Source organism: Candidatus Nitrospira salsa (assembly GCF_965152625.1).
In genome coordinates, this window is record NZ_CBCUCO010000002.1 from 134,838 (window position 1) to 154,176 (window position 19,339).

The window sequence follows — 19,339 nt, forward strand, 5'->3', positions numbered from 1 at the left end:
CGTTGTGTTTCGTTTGTCCCTCTTCATAAATTTTTCTTCACTTTCTCCATACCATCTCAGTCAGTTTCCTCTTGAAACAGATCTTTTACCCGTTAGGGCAGAGACTGGAACCACTGGCCGTCTCATTCACGGATACGACGTAGACATTTGAAGTTTTCGAATTGCCAAACCGAAGAGAATCCATAGATCTCAGGAGGTTGTCCGCTATGTCTACGCCAGAAATTCCCCATGCCCTCGAACAGTTTGTTTCCGACGTTTCCAGTCTTGAAGGAGAACAGAGACGCACCATTTTGCTCGTTGAAGATGAAAAGGTTGTGCGGATGGTGACCAAACGACGACTTGAGCGCCTAGGTTATCATCTCATTGAAGCAGAAAATGGGCGTCAAGCATTGACACTATTAGAATCTGAATCTGTTGATTTGATTATTTCCGATTGGATGATGCCAGAGATGGATGGTCCGGCGCTGTGTGAGGCTGTGAAGTCGGATGAACGATTTCATTCCATCTATATTATTTTAATGACGGCACTGGATCAGCCTGCACAGATTGCCGAGGGATTAATCCGTGGTGCAGATGATTTTTTGACCAAGGCCGCCACGGAGGAAGAGCTGAATGCTCGAGTGAAAGCCGGCTTACGAACCTGTCATCTTATTAAGAAGTTAGCACATTCTCATAAAGTCATTTCCCAGCAACAGGCTGAGTTGGATACTGAGCTTCAATCAGCCGGAGAGTTTGTCATTTCATTATTGCCCGCACGAGGGAGCCCTGTCCCAAACGTACAGGTGGGCTGGCAGTATTTACCTTGTTCGCGTTTAGGGGGTGATTTGTTTCAAGTGACTCCTTGGGGTGAAGAACATCTCGGGTTGATGATCCTTGATATGTCTGGTCATGGAATTGGCCCGGCGCTCCGCGCGGTATCACTCGCGATGATGTTTCGTGATGAACATATCGCCCGGCAACATCCGTCCTATGATCCAGGCGAAATTGTCGAACGTCTGAATCGAGAAAATCCATTAACGGATCAAGGGGAATATTTTACCATTTGGGTGGGAAGTCTACATTTGCCCTCGTTACAGCTTCGTTATGCTTCAGCCGGTCATCCTGGGGCCATTGTGACGAGGTCGGGAAAAGTCTCCGACACATTAGGTGTCAAAACCTGGCCGGTAGGGTTTGGATTAAAAGAGTTGTACGAAAGTCAGGAATACTCCCTCAAGTCTGGAGACCGTCTCTATCTGTTCAGCGATGGGATCTATGAAGTGATGTCCCCTGATGAGAAATTATGGGACCGGGATGGCTTAGAAGCGGCTTGTCGAGCCGTTCATGGAAAACCCATGAGTCGAGCGATTGATTGGGTCATTCAACAAAGTCAAGCCTGGCAAAAGCAGAAAATCTTTAGTGACGATGTCGCCTTGGTCGCGATAGAAATTGAATAAGTTCTCGCGATCGAGAGATGTGGAGAATGCGAATCGCCGTTAGATCACAAAATTGTCATTGATTAGAAAACCGATGAACGATCTTTTATGACTCGATTTGTCATCGTTTATGTTGTGTGCCACAAAAACAGGATAACAATCTATGCGTCTCTTACTTGTAGATGACGATTCCGTCAATCTTCAAATTTTACGAGAGTATTTAGAAGAAGAAGGGTATTCACTCGTTGAAGCGCACGACGGTGAAGAAGCCTGGGCACTCCTAGAAGCGGAAGGTGACTCATTTTATGCCGTACTCCTTGATCGAATGATGCCGAAGTTAGATGGTTTGACGGTGTTGAATCGGATGATGGCGCATGAGAAATTAAAAGACATTCCTGTCATCATGCAAACCGCAGCAGGCGCAGTCTACGAGGTGCAAGAAGGCATTGAGGCCGGCGCTTTCTATTATCTAACCAAACCTTTCGATCGGGCGATGTTACTAGCGATTGTGGCCTCAGCCATTCGGAAGGCGGTGAAACTTCGTGAAGTGCAAAATGATTTACTTCGACAGTCACGGTCAGTTCGAAATATGCAGACGGGGACGTTTCGCATACAGACGCTGGAAGATGTCCACAACCTGTCCGTTCTTCTAGCGAATGCCTGTCCAGATCCAGAGCGGATAGTGATGGGGTTGAATGATTTACTCATGAATGCGATCGAGCATGGCAATCTCGGTATTTCCTATGACGAAAAAACGCAGTTGCAAGATGCAGAGGAGTGGGAGGAAGAAATTCATCGTCGCCTCGCTCGGCCTGAAAACATGAAGAAGTTTGTCGAAGTGACGTTTCAACGGTATGAGGAAGAAATACATATGGTGATTATTGACCAAGGGGAGGGATTTGATTGGACTCAATACGAAAATTTTAGTCCAAATCTGGCTTTGGCCAGTCATGGTCGCGGCATTGCGATGGCGAAAGCGTTGTGTTTTGATCAGCTTCATTATCGTGGATCCGGGAATGAAGTTCTCTGTGTCATCCGTACTCCACCCTGTCCTCATCAGACGAAGCACAACCACGTTCCATCCTTTGCTTCATCAGCGATTCCTTCTTAGTTTCAGACAGACTAACCGTGTTTCTGACGAAAACGATCTAAAGCGAAATGATAGTCGCGACATGAGTGCCGAGAACATAAAGGGCTCTACGGTTCATACTTGGCAATAATCTGATGGGTTGACGAAAGAAAACCATATATTCATTCAACGCAATGTTTACAAAGACATGTATATGATGACCTCTCTTTTACCACGAACAATAGGGTGGTTTACCGTCATTAGTATGGTGTTGATCTGTGTGATCGTGTTGCTGTGTGTCATGGCCGGGTATTGGATCAAAACCGATAGGATAGAACAGGGAGGGAAAGTCTTAGCCACGACAGCTGCGGCCTTAGGAAAGCGCATCGATCGTATCTTATTTGAACGGTACGGCGATGTGAGAGTCATGTCTTCAAGGAAGGATCTTGGAAGTGGACATGCCCCGTCTATCACGAGGATTTTGCGGGATGTCCAAAGTTCGTATGGTCGCGCCTATGAATTGATTGGCGTCACGGATCGTGATGGGCGAATCATTGCAAGCACAAATGACTCATTGGTCGGTGTCAATATTAGTCAGAGTTCTCTTTTTAGGGCAATTCGTCAAAGCGGAACAATTCAGATGGACGATGCATCGTATTGGAAATGGTCACCGAATACGCTGGCGGTGATGATCGGTGCTCCACTTTTGACGCAAGGTGATAATGCCCAGAGGCGTGGCATGGTGTTTACGTCTGTGCCATTGCTGTATCTGACTGCTGAATTTAAAAGGCAATTGGATGTGTTGCTTCAGCACACGTCTCAAAGAGCAAAGTTTGAGTGGCAGTTGTTGCGCCATGACGGAGTCGTCTTGGTTGATTCTATTGATGGAGAAGACGGAACAGTGAATGTTCGTCAATTGAGTCAACCTTCAGCGTTGGCTGTGAGTCGTGGAAAGTCAGGTTTTCTTCTTGAACCCGATCATCGGCTAGATGTCGAGATCTTGACTGGCTATGCACAATTGACTGGCCTGGAGGAGTTCCAGGGGTTCAAGTGGGGAGTGCTACTTCGCCAAGATGTTGGAGACGTGTTGGCACCAGCGAGAGACTTACAGCAGAAGTTGCTGTGGCTAGGATTATCATTTCTGTTTCCGCTCTTAGTGATTTTACTGTGGAGTCGTCAACAGTTTCAGAAAGCCCATAAAAATGAAAAGGATATTAATCGAGAAATTCAACGGGTGGCTGATGAGTCGCAGTCTATCGTTGAAGCGTCTCCTGTGGCCATGATTGTGGTGACTGAAGATGGCCGCATCGAGCTCATGAATCATGTGGCAGAGCAAATCTTTCAATATTCACAACGTGAATTACTTCGAACATCAATTGAAAACCTTATTCCGAAACAAGATCAAATGCTAACGGATCAAGCCGAACTTGTCGAGAAAACGTGGTGGCAAGACCTGTTGCCGGAGCGTCCCAAGGAGCTGGTCGGACTGCGGAAGGATGGTTCGAAATTCCCAATCGAAATACGAATGAATCGACTGGAGGCCAAAGAATGGAATTACCCGAAGGACGAGAGTCATGCACCAAAGGTTTTAATTGGTATTCTTGATATCACTGAACGAAAGCAAGGAGAACGAGTCCAGGAGCATCATCTCGCGAATTTAGAAGAACTCGTTCGAGAGCGTACCTGTGGTCTGCAAGAAGCTAAAGAGACTGCCGAGAAGGCCAATGCGGCGAAATCTACATTTTTAGCCAATATGTCGCATGAATTGCGAACCCCCATGCACGCGATTCTCAGCTTTGCATCGCTTGGTGTGGAACGATATGACCGTGCACCTCCCGAGAAAATTTTGTCCTATCTCTCGCAGATTAAAGAAAGTGGAAATCGTCTGTTATCGCTCGTAAATGACCTTTTAGACCTTTCAAAGCTCGAGGCGGGCAAGATGTCATTAACATTTCAAGATGTGGACATAACAGCGCTGTGCCTTTCACTTCAACGTCAAATGGAACCATTGTTACAGGCCAAAGGTATGCAGTTGAACATTATTCAGGATCCAGAGGTGACGACCATTGTGGCTGATTCAGATCGAATCACCCAAGTGCTGTGGAATCTTGTGTCGAATGCCATCAAATTTAGTCCATCGGGAAGCCGAGTCCGTGTGTCGTGCGATCCAATTCGTGTGCGTCATGGACGTCGAAATTCTGACGACACCTATGTTCCTGGTTTGAAAGTGACAATCCGGGACGCTGGTCCCGGAATACCTGAATATGAATTAGCGACGATTTTTGACAAATTTGTGCAAAGTAGCTCAACCCAAACTGGTGCAGGGGGGACAGGATTAGGACTTTCTATCTGCCATGAGATTATTCAGGGACACGGTGGCGTCATTTGGGCAGAGAACCATTCTGAAGGTGGTGCGGTTTTTCATTTTACGATACCTCTCAATCCATGTCAGGTGGGATTCAACAGTTCAGTCCCTCCCGAGGAATTGACGCCTGTGGCATAAGGAAAAGAGTTTTTTCCCTTGATGGAAAGGAAACCTTGCATAAATCATCTTAAGTCTCAGGTGTAAATACCGATAATTTCCTTGAATTGAATAAAGTAACCAAAAATACGTAACAGAATTCAGTTGAGTTTTGATGAAACGTCGAATCCCACAGTGGAATAATCTTCGATCAATAATCAAGTCCAAAAGTACTGGAAGTCGGGGATATTCGAGATCTTTCCTCTGCACAATCTTTCTGCATGCGATCAAAGCCAAATTTTCTGATGGAGTCGAACATGGAAGTGACCGAACAGTTAGATCGGCATGTGTTACATCCGGAAGGCGATCTCACGATCTTTGAAGCCGCAGAGTTTCGTGAAGCCTTATTAGCGTTGTCGAAGCATGAAGGCCCCCTGGAACTCGATGTTTCTGGGGTTGAGCGAGTGGACTCTTCAGGTATTCAACTTATGATTGCGGCCTCTCATGATGGCCGCTTGGCGATGACAGGGATGACTGCCAGCTTACGTGAAAAGATTGCAGGGATTGGGTGTTCCCATTTTGTCAAGCATCTTGAGAAATAAGAGAGACGACAATTAGGAGGAGGAGAACTGATGAGAACGAATGTCAATCGCAATCACTTCATACTCCACATCATAAGCTTTGGATCTCTCTCCAGAAATGGAGGTGGGCAATGAGCCCAAGCTGGTGGTGGGTACTGGGTGCATTGTGTACAGGCGTTCTCGTGGGATACGTCGGAAAGAGAAACCCCTCAGAGTCTTCGTCTCGTTGTGATGAACACGTATCGCATGAAGCATTGGAAAAAGAAATACATGTTTCCAAAAGTTGGCAAGCCTTTGGCCGAGCACTTACGCCACTTCTTCCCGTGTTTGTCGGACAAATGAAATCGGTGATTCAAGAGACAGAAGAAGCGGCCTCTGGTCTTATTCAGCGATTTCAAAAAATCGCGACCCGTGCTCGTGAGCAAGCATCCGAAGCCGAAGCCCTATTAGTAGCTGGTGAAGCGATCGATTCCTCAGGAACGGACTTTTCAGTGGAGGCAATCTTGAATGAGACGAAAAAGACTATGGACATGTTTGTGGCTCAGGTTACCTCGACCTCCCAGATTACCATGAGCACAGTTCCCGTGATGGAAAAGGCTGTGGGAACCACATCGCGTATCGCGAATGTGGTCGAAGAAGTTGAATTTATTGCCGATCAAACACGTCTTTTAGCGCTCAATGCGGCGATCGAGGCCGCACGAGCTGGAGAACATGGAAGAGGATTCGCTGTTGTTGCCGATGAAGTTACCAAGCTGGCCAATCGGTCAGGACAAGCTGCTGAGCAGATTCGCACATTGGCCACTGAAGTGAAAGAGACAACGGAGTCTGCCATGAATGAATTGCAGTCATTGGTAGCTATTGATATTTCAGACACGCTCGAGGCTCAACATCGTGTCATGGAAATGACCAAAGTGATGGTCAGCAAGAATCAGGAACTTAAAGACAATATGGCCGTCAATACGGGACGAGCAAAAGAATTGGGCAGTGACATTTCCCAAATTGTGATGTCCATGCAGTTTCAAGACATCACGCGGCAAAAGTTAGAACATGTCTATCAACCACTAGAACTCATTTATGGTCCATTACGAGAGTTTCAAGGAAACGATGACTCCACAGAGTTTCCAGACGAAATCTTCCATCGTCTCAAAGAATTAGAAAGTTTATATACGATGGAGTCAGAGCGTATGTTGTTGAAAGCGGCCAAAAAAGGGCAAGAGACCGTTGTCGTTGGAACGGCGACGGCGTCGAAAGACGACAGTGTGACCTTGTTTTAAAACCAAAATGAAAAAAATGATTTGTTCGGTAAGCGTGAGTCAGAGTGAACATGTGAGAGGGATTGAGCAGAGTATGTCTGAGAGCGAAATTAACCGAAGTGAGGTAGGCCATGAGTAAGACGGTATTGGTGGTTGATGATTCAGTCTCTATGCGGCAAATGGTGACATACACCTTAAAGGGGGCAGGTTTTGAAGTGGTGGAGGCTGGGGATGGTCAGGAAGCCGTGCAGAAGCTCAACGGTGGGGCCAAGCCCAATCTCGTGATCACCGATTTGAATATGCCGAATATGGATGGCATTTCTCTCATTAAAGCTATTCGAGGTATGGCGGCACATAAGTTTACACCGGTCTTGATGCTGACGACTGAGTCGGCTGCCGACAAAAAAAAAGAAGGACAGAGTGCTGGGGCAACGGGCTGGATCGTCAAGCCTTTCAATCCTGAGCAAATGTTAGCCACAATTGGAAAGGTGCTGCCTGCATAAAGTGAGTGGCGTCATACATTACATAACCGACGTGCATCGAGTGATCAACAATGATTCATTCAACGCATGCGGTAGAGATGTCAAGCCATTCCCTTGCTTGCTTCTCCGTATCTTCCTTCATCCTTTGAAAGAGTCAGTTCAGTCCACTCAAAAAAGACCTTCCTCATCATCGAGATCCGTTCCAGGGCGCACAGAGAAAATACAGATGACACGCCGACATTTTTGCAGCCATCTATGCTCATGCCAAGAAGATTTGGTCATATATCAAGCGCAACCTGTTGGGAATTATCACATTGTGGTGCAGGGGAGCTGGGCTTGACCCATCTCTTCACATTTTTCCACTCATGAATCTAGAGGTTCATCATGGCTGTTGATCTTTCTCATTTTCAAGATTCATTTTTTGAAGAATCGGCTGAGCACGTTGAAACGATGGAGACTGGATTATTGGATTTGGAACAGCGGCCGACCGATCTTGATTTATTGAATAGGGTTTTCCGTGCGGCACATTCCATTAAAGGCAATGCGGGAATGTTCAATTTTACTGCGATTGGTGGTTTGACCCACAAGATGGAAAATATCTTGGATAAGCTTCGCAATAGTCAAATGGTGGTGACGAAACAGATCATCGATCTTCTCTTGCAGGCATTGGATGGTTTGAAAACATTGTTAGAAGTTGCACGTGGTGGCGATTCGTATGATGAAGCGGCGATTCAGGAAATAGAAGAGCAGCTTGTCGCCTGCTGTAATGGTGAGACGGTTGATGAGTCATCTCCTTCGATCAGTGAGGCCATCGTTAGCCACGAAGCTTCTTTATCACGTCATCGTACAGTATCAATTTCTTGGAAGCCACTACCTGAACTGTTTCAGCGAGGGTTGGATCCTGCACAGTTATTCCGAGAACTACAGGAACTTGGAACCGTGCGAGAAATGACGGTCCAGACAGATGCTCTTCCTCCGTTGGAGGATATGGATGCGGAATGTTGTTATCTGGCTTGGAAAATCGACATTGAAACAGAGAAGCCACTTCAGGATATCGATGAAGTATTTGATTTTGTCCGAGATGGCAGTGAACTCACAATCACGGATAGTGTGAAAGATACGACCGAGGGCTACAAGACCATTGGTGAAATTCTTGTCGAGGAAGGTGCTGCGTCGCCGAAGCAAATTGAAACGGCATTGGCTGCGCAGAAGCCGTTAGGTCAAATATTAGTCGATCATAAGAGTGTCACACCGCAACAAGTCAATCAGGCGCTCACCAAGCAACAGCAAATGAAGAAAGGTGAAGGTGCCTCGATTCGAGTGGATACAGAAAAAATTGACAAATTAATCAATTTAGTTGGGGAATTGGTCATTACCCAATCCATGATTACGGATCTTGGTGAGAAATTTACAATGAGTCAATTGCCTGTTCTCCAAGAACGCATTATTCAACTTGAGCGGAATACGCGTGAGTTGCAAGAACGTGTCATGTCGATACGGATGGTGCCCATTGGTGCCACGGCCTTCAATCGATTCCCGCGATTGGTTCGTGATCTTGCAGGGAAAAGCGGGAAAAAAATTCAATTGCTGATGTCTGGAGAAGAGACAGAATTAGATAAAACACTGATTGAAGCCATTGGCGATCCATTGACTCACCTCGTGCGAAACTCTGCCGATCATGGTCTTGAGGGTCCGGAAGACCGAGTTGCAGCAGGAAAACCCGAACTCGGGACTATTCGGCTGAACGCGTTTCATGACGGTGGCAATATTTGTATTGGCGTAGAAGATGACGGTCGTGGACTGAATAAGCAAAAAATTCTCAAGAAAGCGATTGAGAAAGGTTTCATTGCTGATGCTGACCAACTCTCCGATGATGACATCTGGCAGCTTATTTTTCGTCCTGGTTTTTCTACGGCAGACAAGATCACCGATGTTTCCGGTCGTGGCGTCGGGATGGATGTTGTGAAACGGAATATTGAAGCGTTAGGCGGGAGTGTAAGCATCCAATCGACTGAGGGCCAAGGGTCGAAATTAAAACTGAAACTTCCGTTAACCTTAGCCATCATTGACGGAATGACCGTTCGCGTCGCCAATGAAAACTATATTATTCCTCTTATTTCCGTCACTGAATCCATTCGCCCAAAACCGTCAGATTTGCAAACCGTGGTTGGGAAGGGTGAAGTGTTTAATTTGCGAGGAGAATGGGTGCCAATGGTTCGGCTGTATGAACTGTTTGGTGCTCAACCTGAATTTACCGATCCTGCACAAGCCTTATTAGTCATCGTTGAAGCCGAAGGAAAGCGCATCGCATTATTTGTCGACGAACTGACCGGTCAACAACAAGTGGTGATTAAAAGTCTTGAGCAGAACTTTCGGAAAATTGAAGGCATATCCGGGGCGACGATATTAGGAGATGGTCAAGTGGCCTTGATTCTGGATGTCCCGGGTCTTGTCAAACTTTCGAAAATGGCCTCAGTGGTCGCAGCCTGAATACATGAACGCGACACAAGTCATACGTGAAAATTCAGAGATTGCCAGGACTATCGATCCGCACGTCTTCTTTTTCACGACTCATTATTCCTAGAGGAGGATCCCATGTCCACAGCAGAAGCAGAAGTGACGGAAAGTCAAAATGGATTAAACGTCGGTAGCCAACAGTATCTGACGTTTGATTTAGCTGAAGAACACTATGGTGTGGATATTTTAAAAGTTCAGGAAATTAAAGGGTACACCGCGGTGACGAAAATTCCTAATACGCCAGTTTATGTTAAGGGTGTGCTGAATCTTCGTGGGACAATCGTGCCCATCATTGATCTGCGATTGAAATTTAACATGGAATCCACCGAACCCACGGCGTTTACGGTTATTGTCGTCGTCAATGTCCAGGAACGCGTCATGGGATTTTTGGTTGATGCGGTGTCAGACGTCTTGGAATTGGCAAGCAAAGATATTCAACCGCCTCCTGAGCTGGGGAAGCGGGCCGATATTACGTTTGTCTCCGGAATTGGCAATACTAACGATCGTCTCGTGACCTTGCTTGATATTGATCGGGTCATGGCTGAAACGGAAGTGGAGGCGATCAGGTCAGGTGGGTCAGAGCGAGAAGCAAAGGAATAAGAGATACATATGAAAACTCTGTATGGTGAAACGAGCCAATCACAACGAAATCGAGGGGGTGAGGGTGCCATGAAACAGATGATGCAGACATTTCTGAGTTGGGGGATAGCCGCAAAGTTGGTGACGTTATTTCTTGTGTTTGGAGTCGTGCCCATGTCGGCCGTCGGGTTGATCGCTTACAATGCTGGTGAGGATATGAAGGCCGGTGTGGGGCTTCGTTTTGCGACGGCTGCAGAAGATTTAGCGAATAAAATTGATCGAAATCTTGCAGAACGATATGGAGATGTCCAGGCTTTTGGGTACAACGATGCCGTACACAGAATCTCTCAATGGTATGACCCGACCCCGTACAATACCGTGAGTCAGGTCATGAATAAATATGCCCAGGCGTATGGGATCTATGACTTATTGATCATGGTGGATACCAGAGGCGATGTGATCGCGGTGAACAATACGGATTCTGCAGGCAACCCGATTAACAGTCAATTCATTTTTGAACAAAATTATAGTCAGTCACCATGGTTTAAGGCCTTATCCATGGGCGAGTACACGACGAAGCAGCCGTTTACCGCTCCAGGAAATGACACCGTGACAGGAACGTTTATTGAGGATACCCATTTGGATTCAGACGTTGCGAAAGCGACTGGGAAAGATGGCTATGTCATGGGATTTTCAGCTCCGGTTTATGGCCAGAATGGAGAAGTGGTTGCGTATTGGTCGAATCGGACTAGTATGCGAGGGGTTGAGAAGATGTTTCAAGATACCTACAGAGCCTTGAAGTCTCAAGGATTTCCAGGATCCGAAGTGACGTTATTAGATTCCAGGGGACGAGTGCTCGTTGATTATGATCCAGGCACCCATTCCTCTGAGGAAGTCGTTCGAAATTTTGATGAATTGATGAAAGCGAACCTTGTTGAAAAAGGGGTGATGGCGGCTCAAGAGGCCATTGCTGGAAAGACGGGGAATGTGACGGAAATTCATGCAAGAAAACAAATAAATCAAGTCGCGGGCTACACGCATTTGAAAGGAGCGATGGGATTTCCCGGAATGAATTGGGCGATTATAGTGCGCGTGCCTGAAGAGGAAGCTCTGTCCGATGCCAATAGCGTGCAATCAAGTGTCATGCAAACCGGATTGATTTGCTTAGCCGTCATTGCTCCGATCGGGTGGTTTGTCGGAAGAAAAGGGGCACAACAGGTTGTTCGAGTCCAAGCGGCTGCTGAAAAAATGGCTTCCGGTGAATACGATGCTCGGGTAGATGTGAAGTCCAGAGATGAAATCGGACAATTGGGAGATGCCTTTAATCAGATGGCGTCGGAAATTCAAGGGAACATTACCAAGCAACAACAGGCCGCCAATGAGATGTCACGAATTAAGACAGCTTTAGATAATGCCAGTACGAATGTGTTGGTCTGTGATCGGAACTATGAAGTGATCTATCAAAACCATGCATCGGCTAAGACTCTGAAAAAACATGAAAGCGACATTCAGAAAGGGATACCAGGGTTTGACGCGTCAAAAATGGTTGGGTCGAATATCGATCAATATCACAAGAATCCCTCGCATCAACGGAGATTATTAGATGACCCACGAAATCTTCCTCATCGCGTTGAAATTCAAGTTGGACCATTGATGTTGGATCTGAATGCGGCAGCGATTATGTCTGCCGACGGTGAATATCTGGGTAATGTTCTCGAATGGGCAGACATTACGGCGCAAAAGAAAGCAGAAAAAGAGGTCGATCAACTGATTGGAGCCGCTGCGGCCGGGGACTTATCAAATCGTATTGATGCAGAGCAGTTTGAAGGATTCTTTAAAAGCCTTTCAACGGGAGTCAATCGTCTTCTTGACGCCATTGTTTCGCCTTTGAAAGAAGCCACAGAGGTTCTTCAATCTCTCTCCGAAGGACATTTGTCCAAAACCATGGATGGGAATTATGAAGGCGAGTTTAACAAGATCAAGCAAAACTTGAATACCGCCATCAAAAATCTGACTGGTATTGTCTCCGCAGTTCGAGAAGGCGCAGATAGTGTGAGTACAGCGTCACAGCAAATTACCAGTGGTAACGAAGACTTGTCGCAACGGACCTCACAACAGGCCTCGGCATTGGAAGAGACGAGCGCCTCGATGGAAGAAATGACGTCGACGATCAAGCAGAATGCGGATAATGCCAAGCAAGCTAATCAATTAGCGGTGGCGGCTCGCGAAGTGGCAGAAAAGGGTGGCTCGGTCACGGAACGAGCAGTCGAAGCGATGAGTGAAATCAATAAGAGCAGTAAGAAAATTGCCGATATTATTAACGTGATTGATGAGATTGCCTTCCAAACAAATCTCTTGGCATTGAATGCGGCAGTTGAAGCGGCTAGAGCAGGTGAGCAGGGTCGTGGCTTTGCCGTGGTCGCGTCAGAAGTCAGAAACCTAGCTGGGCGATCAGCTACAGCAGCCAAGGAAATTAAGACGTTGATTAATGAATCGGTTCAAAAGGTTGGAGACGGAAGTGACCTTGTGAATCAATCTGGACAAACCTTAGAAGAAATCGTGAATTCTGTAAAACGAGTAACCGATATTATCTCTGAAATCAGTGCAGCTTCGCAGGAGCAGGCGGCGGGTATCGATCAGGTCAATAAGGCCGTCATTCAAATGGATCAAACCACGCAACAGAATGCGGCTTTAGTGGAAGAAACCACCTCGGCCTCTCAGTCAATGCGGCAGCAAGCGGGAGAACTGTTGACGCAGGTGGCCTTTTTCAAGACCGATGACTCTGGAGCTGGTGATTCGAAGGTGGGGTTGGGAAATCTCCAATCGACTCGTGTGGCGAGTACTCGGGCAACGTCAAAGTCTTCAGGTGGTCAACAGAAAAATTCTGTCCAGACAGCGAAGTCAGTATCGGGATCGAGCAAATCGAAGTCTTCGCCTGAACCGGAGACGGCAGGAGTGGGTTCTGGCAATGGACATGACCGTCGGCAACGAGATGATGATTTTTTTGAAGAGTTCTAAAAAATATCCAGTATGAAATGTGAGGAGTAAGATTGCAGAGCATTCTTATTCCTTACGCGTCACTCCTAACGATACGCATATAGAAAGGAAGTCTGATGAGAATAACACTACCAATGAAACGTTGGATTGGCATGAGCAGTATCATGATAACACTTGTTGCTGGCGCGGCTTTGATGTTTTCAAGTGGACAAGCCGCGATGACGAAAGACACGAAACTCGATCGAGATGCCATGACGAAGTATATTTTGGCCACCGTCAAAGCGGCGCGCACAATCTATACCCAAAGTGTCATCCGCAAAGTCAAAGCGTCTGGCATGAAAGCCTCGGAAGACTGGGTCAAAGAAGATCACGCGGTGATGTTGCCGGCACAGTTCGTCAAAGCGTTAGGATATGAAATTCAAGGCTATGAATTATCGCTTGTTGGGACGGATCCACTCTATAAAAGCAACGAACCCAAGACTCCGACGGAAAAAGAGATGTTGTCTCGGCTGGCAAGCGGGAAAGAGAACATGGTGACCTTTCAAGATGGGACGCAGTATAAAGGGATGTCTGCAGACTTTGCTATTTCTCAAAGCTGTGCCGATTGTCATAATCAACACCCGAACACCAAAAAACGTGATTGGAAAAAAGGTGATTTCATGGGAGCCATTATCATCCGTATGCGGGGGTAAGTTCATTACAGCGAATCTAATTAACTTCCAGTCGCTTAAAATAAGTCAACTCAGCGCGAAACATCGCTTCATACGTACGGAAACTAATTGGAACGGCTATAAGAGAATCAAGGGAAATGGTGGGGAGTAGGGCATACGTGGTCACGACTCCTCACCTTTTTTTTACGGCTTACCCTTCGCGTCTTTCGGCTCGTATTCACTGGTTTTTTGCACGATTAAACTCTGACGATCATTCTCGTCATTTTCCTCATGATTGACTTCCTTCACTCGGAGAGCTACCCTGCACATTGATCTAGGGGTATTTTCTTAGCTGTTATTATCATTTTTACTCTAATGGAGGGAGTGTTATGAATAATTGGTTGAGATTTTCGACTGGGTTTTGTGCCGTGACGGTCTGGGTTGTCATGTTGGTTTTACCTGTTCAGGCAGGTGACATCAGCAAAGGCCAGGCTGCCGAATTTATTCTCGCAACGGCAAAAGCTGCACGGACGGTGTATGTGCAAGACATTATTAGTAACGCGAAAAAAGGCGGGGTGAAGCCCAATGAAGATTGGGCGAAGGCCGACCATTCGGTGATGTTGCCAGCGCAGTTTGTCAAAGCCGTGGGTTCGAAGGTAAAGGGTTTTGAATTAGGATTGGTGGGAACAGATCCTCTCTACCCCACGAATTCGCCGAAGACTGATGCTGAAAAAAAAGCACTTAAAGAACTTGCGAGTGGCCAAAAAGATGTTGTAACTTTTGAGGATGGTGGGCAAACGATTGGAATGTCTGCCGATTTTGCGATCGTTGATGGTTGTGCCGATTGTCATAATCAACATCCTAAAACAACTAAGAAGGATTGGAAAAAGGGTGATTTTATGGGTGCGATCGTCGTTAGGATGAAATAGCGTACCCAAAAGAGGTGTTAGTACAAAGAGCGTAGGGGAAGAGACATTCCCCTACGCTCTTTTTTTGAAAAAATCTATGAGGAGTACAATTCTGCTGAGAAAGTATTTCATCGTAGCTAAGGCCGTTTCAGTAATACCGAATCGGTAGAATACCAAGTCGCTAAACTTTGATATCCACTACGTGATATACAAGTTCAATTGCTGTCAGAGAATCCATGCGTGTATAACTTTCCGATGCTTGAGGCGTAGTCCTATGTTGCTAGGCGACCTATAGTCAACACTTCAGAGGCTCTCAGGTCTCACCATTGGCAACTCCTTCAACCCTGCGAGCGGTATGCACCCACCGTCGCCTATATTTCGGTTTTCTAGCCTTTTTCATTCCTCCATTTAGCTCTTCTCGTCTTTGCTGATCATCAGTTGAGATCGTTCATTATTTATTGATACTGACCGATAAAGATAAAGCATTCACATGCTTCCAGAGAATTTCCGGTTACGCGGAATAACCGGTGTTGGTCTGTATAGCCACAGTCTATGTCTGTAACTCAAATTATTTCAATGAACGCTCATGATGTGATGTGGTATGGCGTTCTGTTGACCATGACTGTCGCTTATCTGATGGCACTGTGGGGCGCGCGTGCAGCCAAACATCATAATGTGCCGCAGCATGCCCAGTGGATGATCGCGGCATGCACGTTGGTTGGAGTATGGCTTCTCGGATATGTCACGAAACAAGTGATGTTCGGACGAGATCAATTCCTCGGGACCTCAGAGGAATATTGGCAATATTATATTCCGGTACTTGTTATTCATACGAGTTTAGCCGTTACGACGATCGGATTGGGAATCGCGAATCTCTATACCGGCCTCACAGGTCTTCGATTCGGAACAGGAGTCGGGGCTATGGTCAATGGTGTGGGTCGTCATCGAATGCAAGGCAAGGTCTTAGTCGGTACATTTTCTGGAACAATTGTCACGGCATATGTTGTGTACGTCATGTTGTTTCGGTGGGTGCCGAGTCAGTAGCCATTACGCTAATGATAGAAGGTACGTGATAGGCTGGAAAGAAGAATGACAAGATACGTAACGACACTAAGCAATGTCTAATCGGTGAGCAACGATGAATGTAACAATTACTGATACCGAATATAGTCAATTCCAAAAATTTATTTATGAGCAGGTCGGGATTACGCTGAGTGGAGATAAAAAGACGTTGATTGTTTCACGACTCGGAAAACGTCTTCGGACGTTAGAGTTGTCATCGTATCAGGAGTATCTTGATTATGTGCGTGGTGATGCTGGGCAAGAAGAATTAACCAACTTGTTAGATCTCATCTCAACGAATAAAACTGATTTTTTTCGGGAACCGGTTCACTTTGATTTTCTTCGAGATAAGATCCTTCCAACATTAGCTGCTGTGCGCCAAATTCGAATTTGGTCATCCGCGTCGTCTTCGGGAGAAGAGCCGTATACGATTGCCATGACGTTGTACGACTCAGTATTAAATCCTTCACACTGGAGTTTTAAGGTGTTGGCTTCTGATATTTCGACTCGCGTCCTGGCAAAAGCGGCGGCTGGTGTGTATGAAGACGAACGTATCGAAGGCCTAGCACCAGAATTGGTACATCGACATTTCCTGAGGGGGAAAGGCGAAAAGGCAAACTATGTGAAAGTCAAACCCCATATCGCGAATGTTGTGCGTTTTTGCCGTATCAATCTGATGGATGACACCTTTCCCATTCGCACTCCGTTAGACGTAGTCTTCTGTCGAAATGTCATGATTTATTTTGACCGCGAGACACAGTCCCGTCTTGTCCGTAAGTTTTATCGATACCTGAAACCTGGCGGATTTCTCTTCATTGGGCATTCTGAGAGTCTGCAGTGGGTGGAGCACGAATTTACTTATATTGCGCCGACGATTTATCAAAAAACGGAATGATAAAACTAAACTGTCCTCGGTGGGATCGGTGACAAACGGCAGGCACAGGATAGTGTCCCACAGATAGTCATTCTGCACATTTTTGAAAATCTGCTGAGAAGAATGTCAATCATCTAACATTTGGAACATAACGATGCCTCAAAGTTCAACGATGGAGTTTGGACATATTCGACGGATGAAAGACATTCGATTTCCACATGAAGTGGCCGTGATTTTACCCGGGGAATATTTTCTGAGCGAGACCCCTATGGTCGTCTATACCGTATTGGGTTCGTGTATATCCGTATGTCTTCGAGATCCACAAGCAGGGGTTGGTGGGATGAATCATTTCATGTTGGCCGCGCCCAGTGGGAGTCACGATAACGATAACTGGTCCGAATCCGGACGTTATGGCAGTTATGCGATGGAAATGTTGATTAATGGAATTCTTAATCGTGGAGGCCATCGAAAACGTCTAGAAGCTAAAGTCTTTGGTGGTGGAAAAATCTATGATGGCAGTATGGATGTTGGTGCGAAAAATGCGGCCTGGGCTTTGGCCTATCTTCAGCAAGAGGGGATGCCAGCCGTGAAAGCCGATGTTGGTGATGTCTGTCCTCGCAAAGTCTATTACTTTACGAACACGGGAAAAGTCTTGATGAAAAAATTGGACCGAGTACAATCACAAAAAATTGTTCAACAAGAACGACAGTATGAATCGACGCTCAAAAAGGAACCTGTAGCTGGTGAGGTTACCTTGTTCTAAAGGAGTAGAAGCAAAGTTGTCCCGCTGGGGACTTCGAGCCAGGGTGTGGGGCTATGTGGTGTTGCTTGCCGATAAAAAGGAGTGATGTATGAGTCAGAAAAAAATACGAGTTCTGATTGTGGATGATTCTGCCTTAATTCGAGGAGTGCTGACAGAGTTATTAACACAAGACCCTGATATTGAGGTCGTTGGGACTGCGACTGACCCATATGCGGCACGTGATAAAATCAAAAGCCTCAATCCAGATGTTCTTACGCTTGATGTGGAGATGCCGAAAATGGATGGCTTGACCTTTCTTCAGAAAGTCATGGCTGGTCACCCGATGCCTGTCGTCATGGTGAGTTCACTGACTGAGTCAGGTTGTGAAACCACCTTGCGGGCTTTGGAACTTGGAGCCGTCGATTTTATCACGAAACCTAAAATTGATGTCCAGCATGGGATGGAGGAACTGGCTGAGAAGATTACAAGTAAGATTAAGGCCGCGGCGGCAGCGACGGTTCGAAAACGTACGCCTTCAGAAGTGAATCCCGAGCGTCTTCGTGAGTTAGCCACTCAGTCTTCAATGATTAAAACGACGGATACCATTATTGCTATTGGCGCTTCGACTGGGGGAACGGAAGCTTTAAAAGAGCTTCTTGAAGTCCTTCCCTCCAATGTTCCACCGATTGTGATCACACAGCATATGCCTGAACGTTTCACTAAAACCTTTGCTGATCGCTTAAATCAGGTATGCCAAATCAGCGTGAAAGAAGCTGAGGATGGAGATAGTCTAATCCCTGGGCAAGCTCTTCTTGCGCCAGGGAATTACCACATGGAACTCCGTCGAAGCGGCGCACGGTATCAGGTAACGTTGAATCAAAACCCTCCAATTAATCGACATCGCCCTTCAGTCGATGCGATGTTTCGTTCCGTTGCGAATTATGCTGGGGCCAATAGCCTTGGGGTGATCTTGACAGGGATGGGGAATGATGGTGCGGCGGGAATGCTTGAAATGAAAAAAGCTGGTGCATTTAATTTGGCCCAGGATGAAGCCTCGTGTGTCGTTTTTGGGATGCCGAAAGAGGCAATCAAGGCGGGAGGCGTTGATAAAACTCTTGCATTAGCTGATCTTCCCGCGGCCATGCTCTCGCATCTTAAAAAGGTGTCGTAACGGTCTGGAGGAGAACGTGGCCTCCCAAAAGGAGACCACATACTATTCAAGGCGTATCGTGTGGAGAGTTGTGACAGGACATTACGGTTTGAATCTTCTGTTCCAGGACCATACATGGATTATGTGAGTCTGGTTAGCCGCTGACATATTCATTTTATCTGACGATGGCCATGAGTTGATATCTTCGTGAAATATTTCGAACTGATAAAGACTTTTCTCGTATGCGTTGATTCGGTCGTGACAATCTGTCACTCAGTTCAATTCATTGATATATCCGTGAAAGATGCTTGATTCTTGAATAGAAGATTTACGAGCGAGACAATCCTCATTCGTTCTTAGCTCTGGCCCTTTCTCCCCGCATCAGATCGTTCATTTCTTCTTGATCTGGAAGATTCACCGTCTTGAGCTGACGCCGAATATTCTAGTGATCGTCTGTGGCATTCTTTTGACTCGGAGAGCTTTGTTCTAATCATAGGAAATATTTTCCCAGCATTGTTGTATAGAAGGAATTATAGCAAATCCAATTACATTCCAGTTGATGCGGAAAAAGGAAGCCTAGGCGAGGATTGTTGCATACCGCT

At 46.3% G+C, this 19,339-nt stretch carries 15 protein-coding genes; all 15 read left to right on the top strand.

The genetic code is table 11. The features are described from left to right. Positions 1–206: 206 nt before the first annotated feature. The gene (locus ACWQXP_RS02505) at positions 207–1,433 is read left to right on the top strand and encodes a PP2C family protein-serine/threonine phosphatase (protein WP_454061261.1); all 1,227 of its coding nucleotides are present in this window, start codon (positions 207–209) and stop codon (positions 1,431–1,433) included. 142 nt (positions 1,434–1,575) lie between these two features. Then, positions 1,576–2,523 carry a response regulator gene (locus ACWQXP_RS02510; RefSeq protein ID WP_454061262.1) on the top strand — a complete coding sequence of 316 codons (948 nt, stop codon included), beginning with the start codon at positions 1,576–1,578 and terminating at the stop codon, positions 2,521–2,523. A gap of 172 nt (positions 2,524–2,695) precedes the next feature. Beyond that, positions 2,696–4,984, top strand: a complete 2,289-nt coding sequence (locus ACWQXP_RS02515) for a sensor histidine kinase (RefSeq protein ID WP_454061263.1) — start codon at positions 2,696–2,698, stop codon at positions 4,982–4,984. Between the two features lie 275 nt (positions 4,985–5,259). Then, positions 5,260–5,544 (top strand): STAS domain-containing protein, encoded by a 285-nt coding sequence (locus tag ACWQXP_RS02520; protein WP_454061264.1) that lies wholly within the window; start codon positions 5,260–5,262, stop codon positions 5,542–5,544. A 110-nt stretch (positions 5,545–5,654) separates the two neighbouring features. After that, entirely contained in the window at positions 5,655–6,797 is a 1,143-nt protein-coding gene (locus ACWQXP_RS02525; RefSeq protein ID WP_454061265.1) for a methyl-accepting chemotaxis protein, read from the top strand. A gap of 110 nt (positions 6,798–6,907) precedes the next feature. Further along, positions 6,908–7,279 carry a response regulator gene (locus ACWQXP_RS02530; protein ID WP_454061266.1) on the top strand — a complete coding sequence of 124 codons (372 nt, stop codon included), beginning with the start codon at positions 6,908–6,910 and terminating at the stop codon, positions 7,277–7,279. 363 nt (positions 7,280–7,642) lie between these two features. Then, positions 7,643–9,748 (top strand): chemotaxis protein CheA, encoded by a 2,106-nt coding sequence (locus ACWQXP_RS02535; RefSeq protein ID WP_454061267.1) that lies wholly within the window; start codon positions 7,643–7,645, stop codon positions 9,746–9,748. Between the two features lie 105 nt (positions 9,749–9,853). Continuing rightward, complete coding sequence (locus ACWQXP_RS02540; protein ID WP_454061268.1) at positions 9,854–10,375, top strand: chemotaxis protein CheW; 522 nt, start codon at positions 9,854–9,856, stop codon at positions 10,373–10,375. Between the two features lie 9 nt (positions 10,376–10,384). Further along, positions 10,385–13,372: a methyl-accepting chemotaxis protein gene (locus ACWQXP_RS02545; RefSeq protein WP_454061269.1), complete on the top strand. Its 2,988-nt coding sequence runs from the start codon at positions 10,385–10,387 to the stop codon at positions 13,370–13,372. 95 nt (positions 13,373–13,467) lie between these two features. Beyond that, positions 13,468–14,043 (top strand): c-type heme family protein, encoded by a 576-nt coding sequence (locus tag ACWQXP_RS02550; protein ID WP_454061270.1) that lies wholly within the window; start codon positions 13,468–13,470, stop codon positions 14,041–14,043. Positions 14,044–14,390: 347 nt separating this feature from the next. Further along, positions 14,391–14,930: a c-type heme family protein gene (locus ACWQXP_RS02555; RefSeq protein ID WP_454061271.1), complete on the top strand. Its 540-nt coding sequence runs from the start codon at positions 14,391–14,393 to the stop codon at positions 14,928–14,930. A gap of 531 nt (positions 14,931–15,461) precedes the next feature. Further along, positions 15,462–15,953: a DUF420 domain-containing protein gene (locus ACWQXP_RS02560; RefSeq protein WP_454061272.1), complete on the top strand. Its 492-nt coding sequence runs from the start codon at positions 15,462–15,464 to the stop codon at positions 15,951–15,953. Positions 15,954–16,047: 94 nt separating this feature from the next. Continuing rightward, positions 16,048–16,866, top strand: coding sequence for a CheR family methyltransferase (locus ACWQXP_RS02565; protein WP_454061273.1), 819 nt, complete (start codon positions 16,048–16,050; stop codon positions 16,864–16,866). A gap of 133 nt (positions 16,867–16,999) precedes the next feature. After that, positions 17,000–17,608: a chemoreceptor glutamine deamidase CheD gene (gene cheD / locus ACWQXP_RS02570; RefSeq protein WP_454061274.1), complete on the top strand. Its 609-nt coding sequence runs from the start codon at positions 17,000–17,002 to the stop codon at positions 17,606–17,608. 88 nt (positions 17,609–17,696) lie between these two features. Next, a complete protein-coding gene (locus tag ACWQXP_RS02575; protein WP_454061275.1) occupies positions 17,697–18,758 on the top strand; it encodes a protein-glutamate methylesterase/protein-glutamine glutaminase in 1,062 nt (353 codons plus the stop codon). Positions 18,759–19,339: the final 581 nt, after the last annotated feature.

Excerpts from the sequence above, each read along its gene's own strand:
- ACWQXP_RS02550 (WP_454061270.1), top strand. The coding sequence starts at position 13,468 with ATGAGAATAACACTACCAATGAAACGTTGGATTGGCATGAGCAGTATC.
- ACWQXP_RS02555 (WP_454061271.1), top strand. The coding sequence starts at position 14,391 with ATGAATAATTGGTTGAGATTTTCGACTGGGTTTTGTGCCGTGACGGTC.
- ACWQXP_RS02535 (WP_454061267.1), top strand. The coding sequence starts at position 7,643 with ATGGCTGTTGATCTTTCTCATTTTCAAGATTCATTTTTTGAAGAATCG.
- ACWQXP_RS02515 (WP_454061263.1), top strand. The coding sequence starts at position 2,696 with ATGATGACCTCTCTTTTACCACGAACAATAGGGTGGTTTACCGTCATT.
- ACWQXP_RS02520 (WP_454061264.1), top strand. The coding sequence starts at position 5,260 with ATGGAAGTGACCGAACAGTTAGATCGGCATGTGTTACATCCGGAAGGC.
- ACWQXP_RS02525 (WP_454061265.1), top strand. The coding sequence starts at position 5,655 with ATGAGCCCAAGCTGGTGGTGGGTACTGGGTGCATTGTGTACAGGCGTT.
- ACWQXP_RS02545 (WP_454061269.1), top strand. The coding sequence starts at position 10,385 with ATGAAAACTCTGTATGGTGAAACGAGCCAATCACAACGAAATCGAGGG.
- ACWQXP_RS02510 (WP_454061262.1), top strand. The coding sequence starts at position 1,576 with ATGCGTCTCTTACTTGTAGATGACGATTCCGTCAATCTTCAAATTTTA.
- ACWQXP_RS02540 (WP_454061268.1), top strand. The coding sequence starts at position 9,854 with ATGTCCACAGCAGAAGCAGAAGTGACGGAAAGTCAAAATGGATTAAAC.
- ACWQXP_RS02575 (WP_454061275.1), top strand. The coding sequence starts at position 17,697 with ATGAGTCAGAAAAAAATACGAGTTCTGATTGTGGATGATTCTGCCTTA.
- ACWQXP_RS02505 (WP_454061261.1), top strand. The coding sequence starts at position 207 with ATGTCTACGCCAGAAATTCCCCATGCCCTCGAACAGTTTGTTTCCGAC.
- cheD (WP_454061274.1), top strand. The coding sequence starts at position 17,000 with ATGCCTCAAAGTTCAACGATGGAGTTTGGACATATTCGACGGATGAAA.
- ACWQXP_RS02530 (WP_454061266.1), top strand. The coding sequence starts at position 6,908 with ATGAGTAAGACGGTATTGGTGGTTGATGATTCAGTCTCTATGCGGCAA.
- ACWQXP_RS02565 (WP_454061273.1), top strand. The coding sequence starts at position 16,048 with ATGAATGTAACAATTACTGATACCGAATATAGTCAATTCCAAAAATTT.
- ACWQXP_RS02560 (WP_454061272.1), top strand. The coding sequence starts at position 15,462 with ATGTCTGTAACTCAAATTATTTCAATGAACGCTCATGATGTGATGTGG.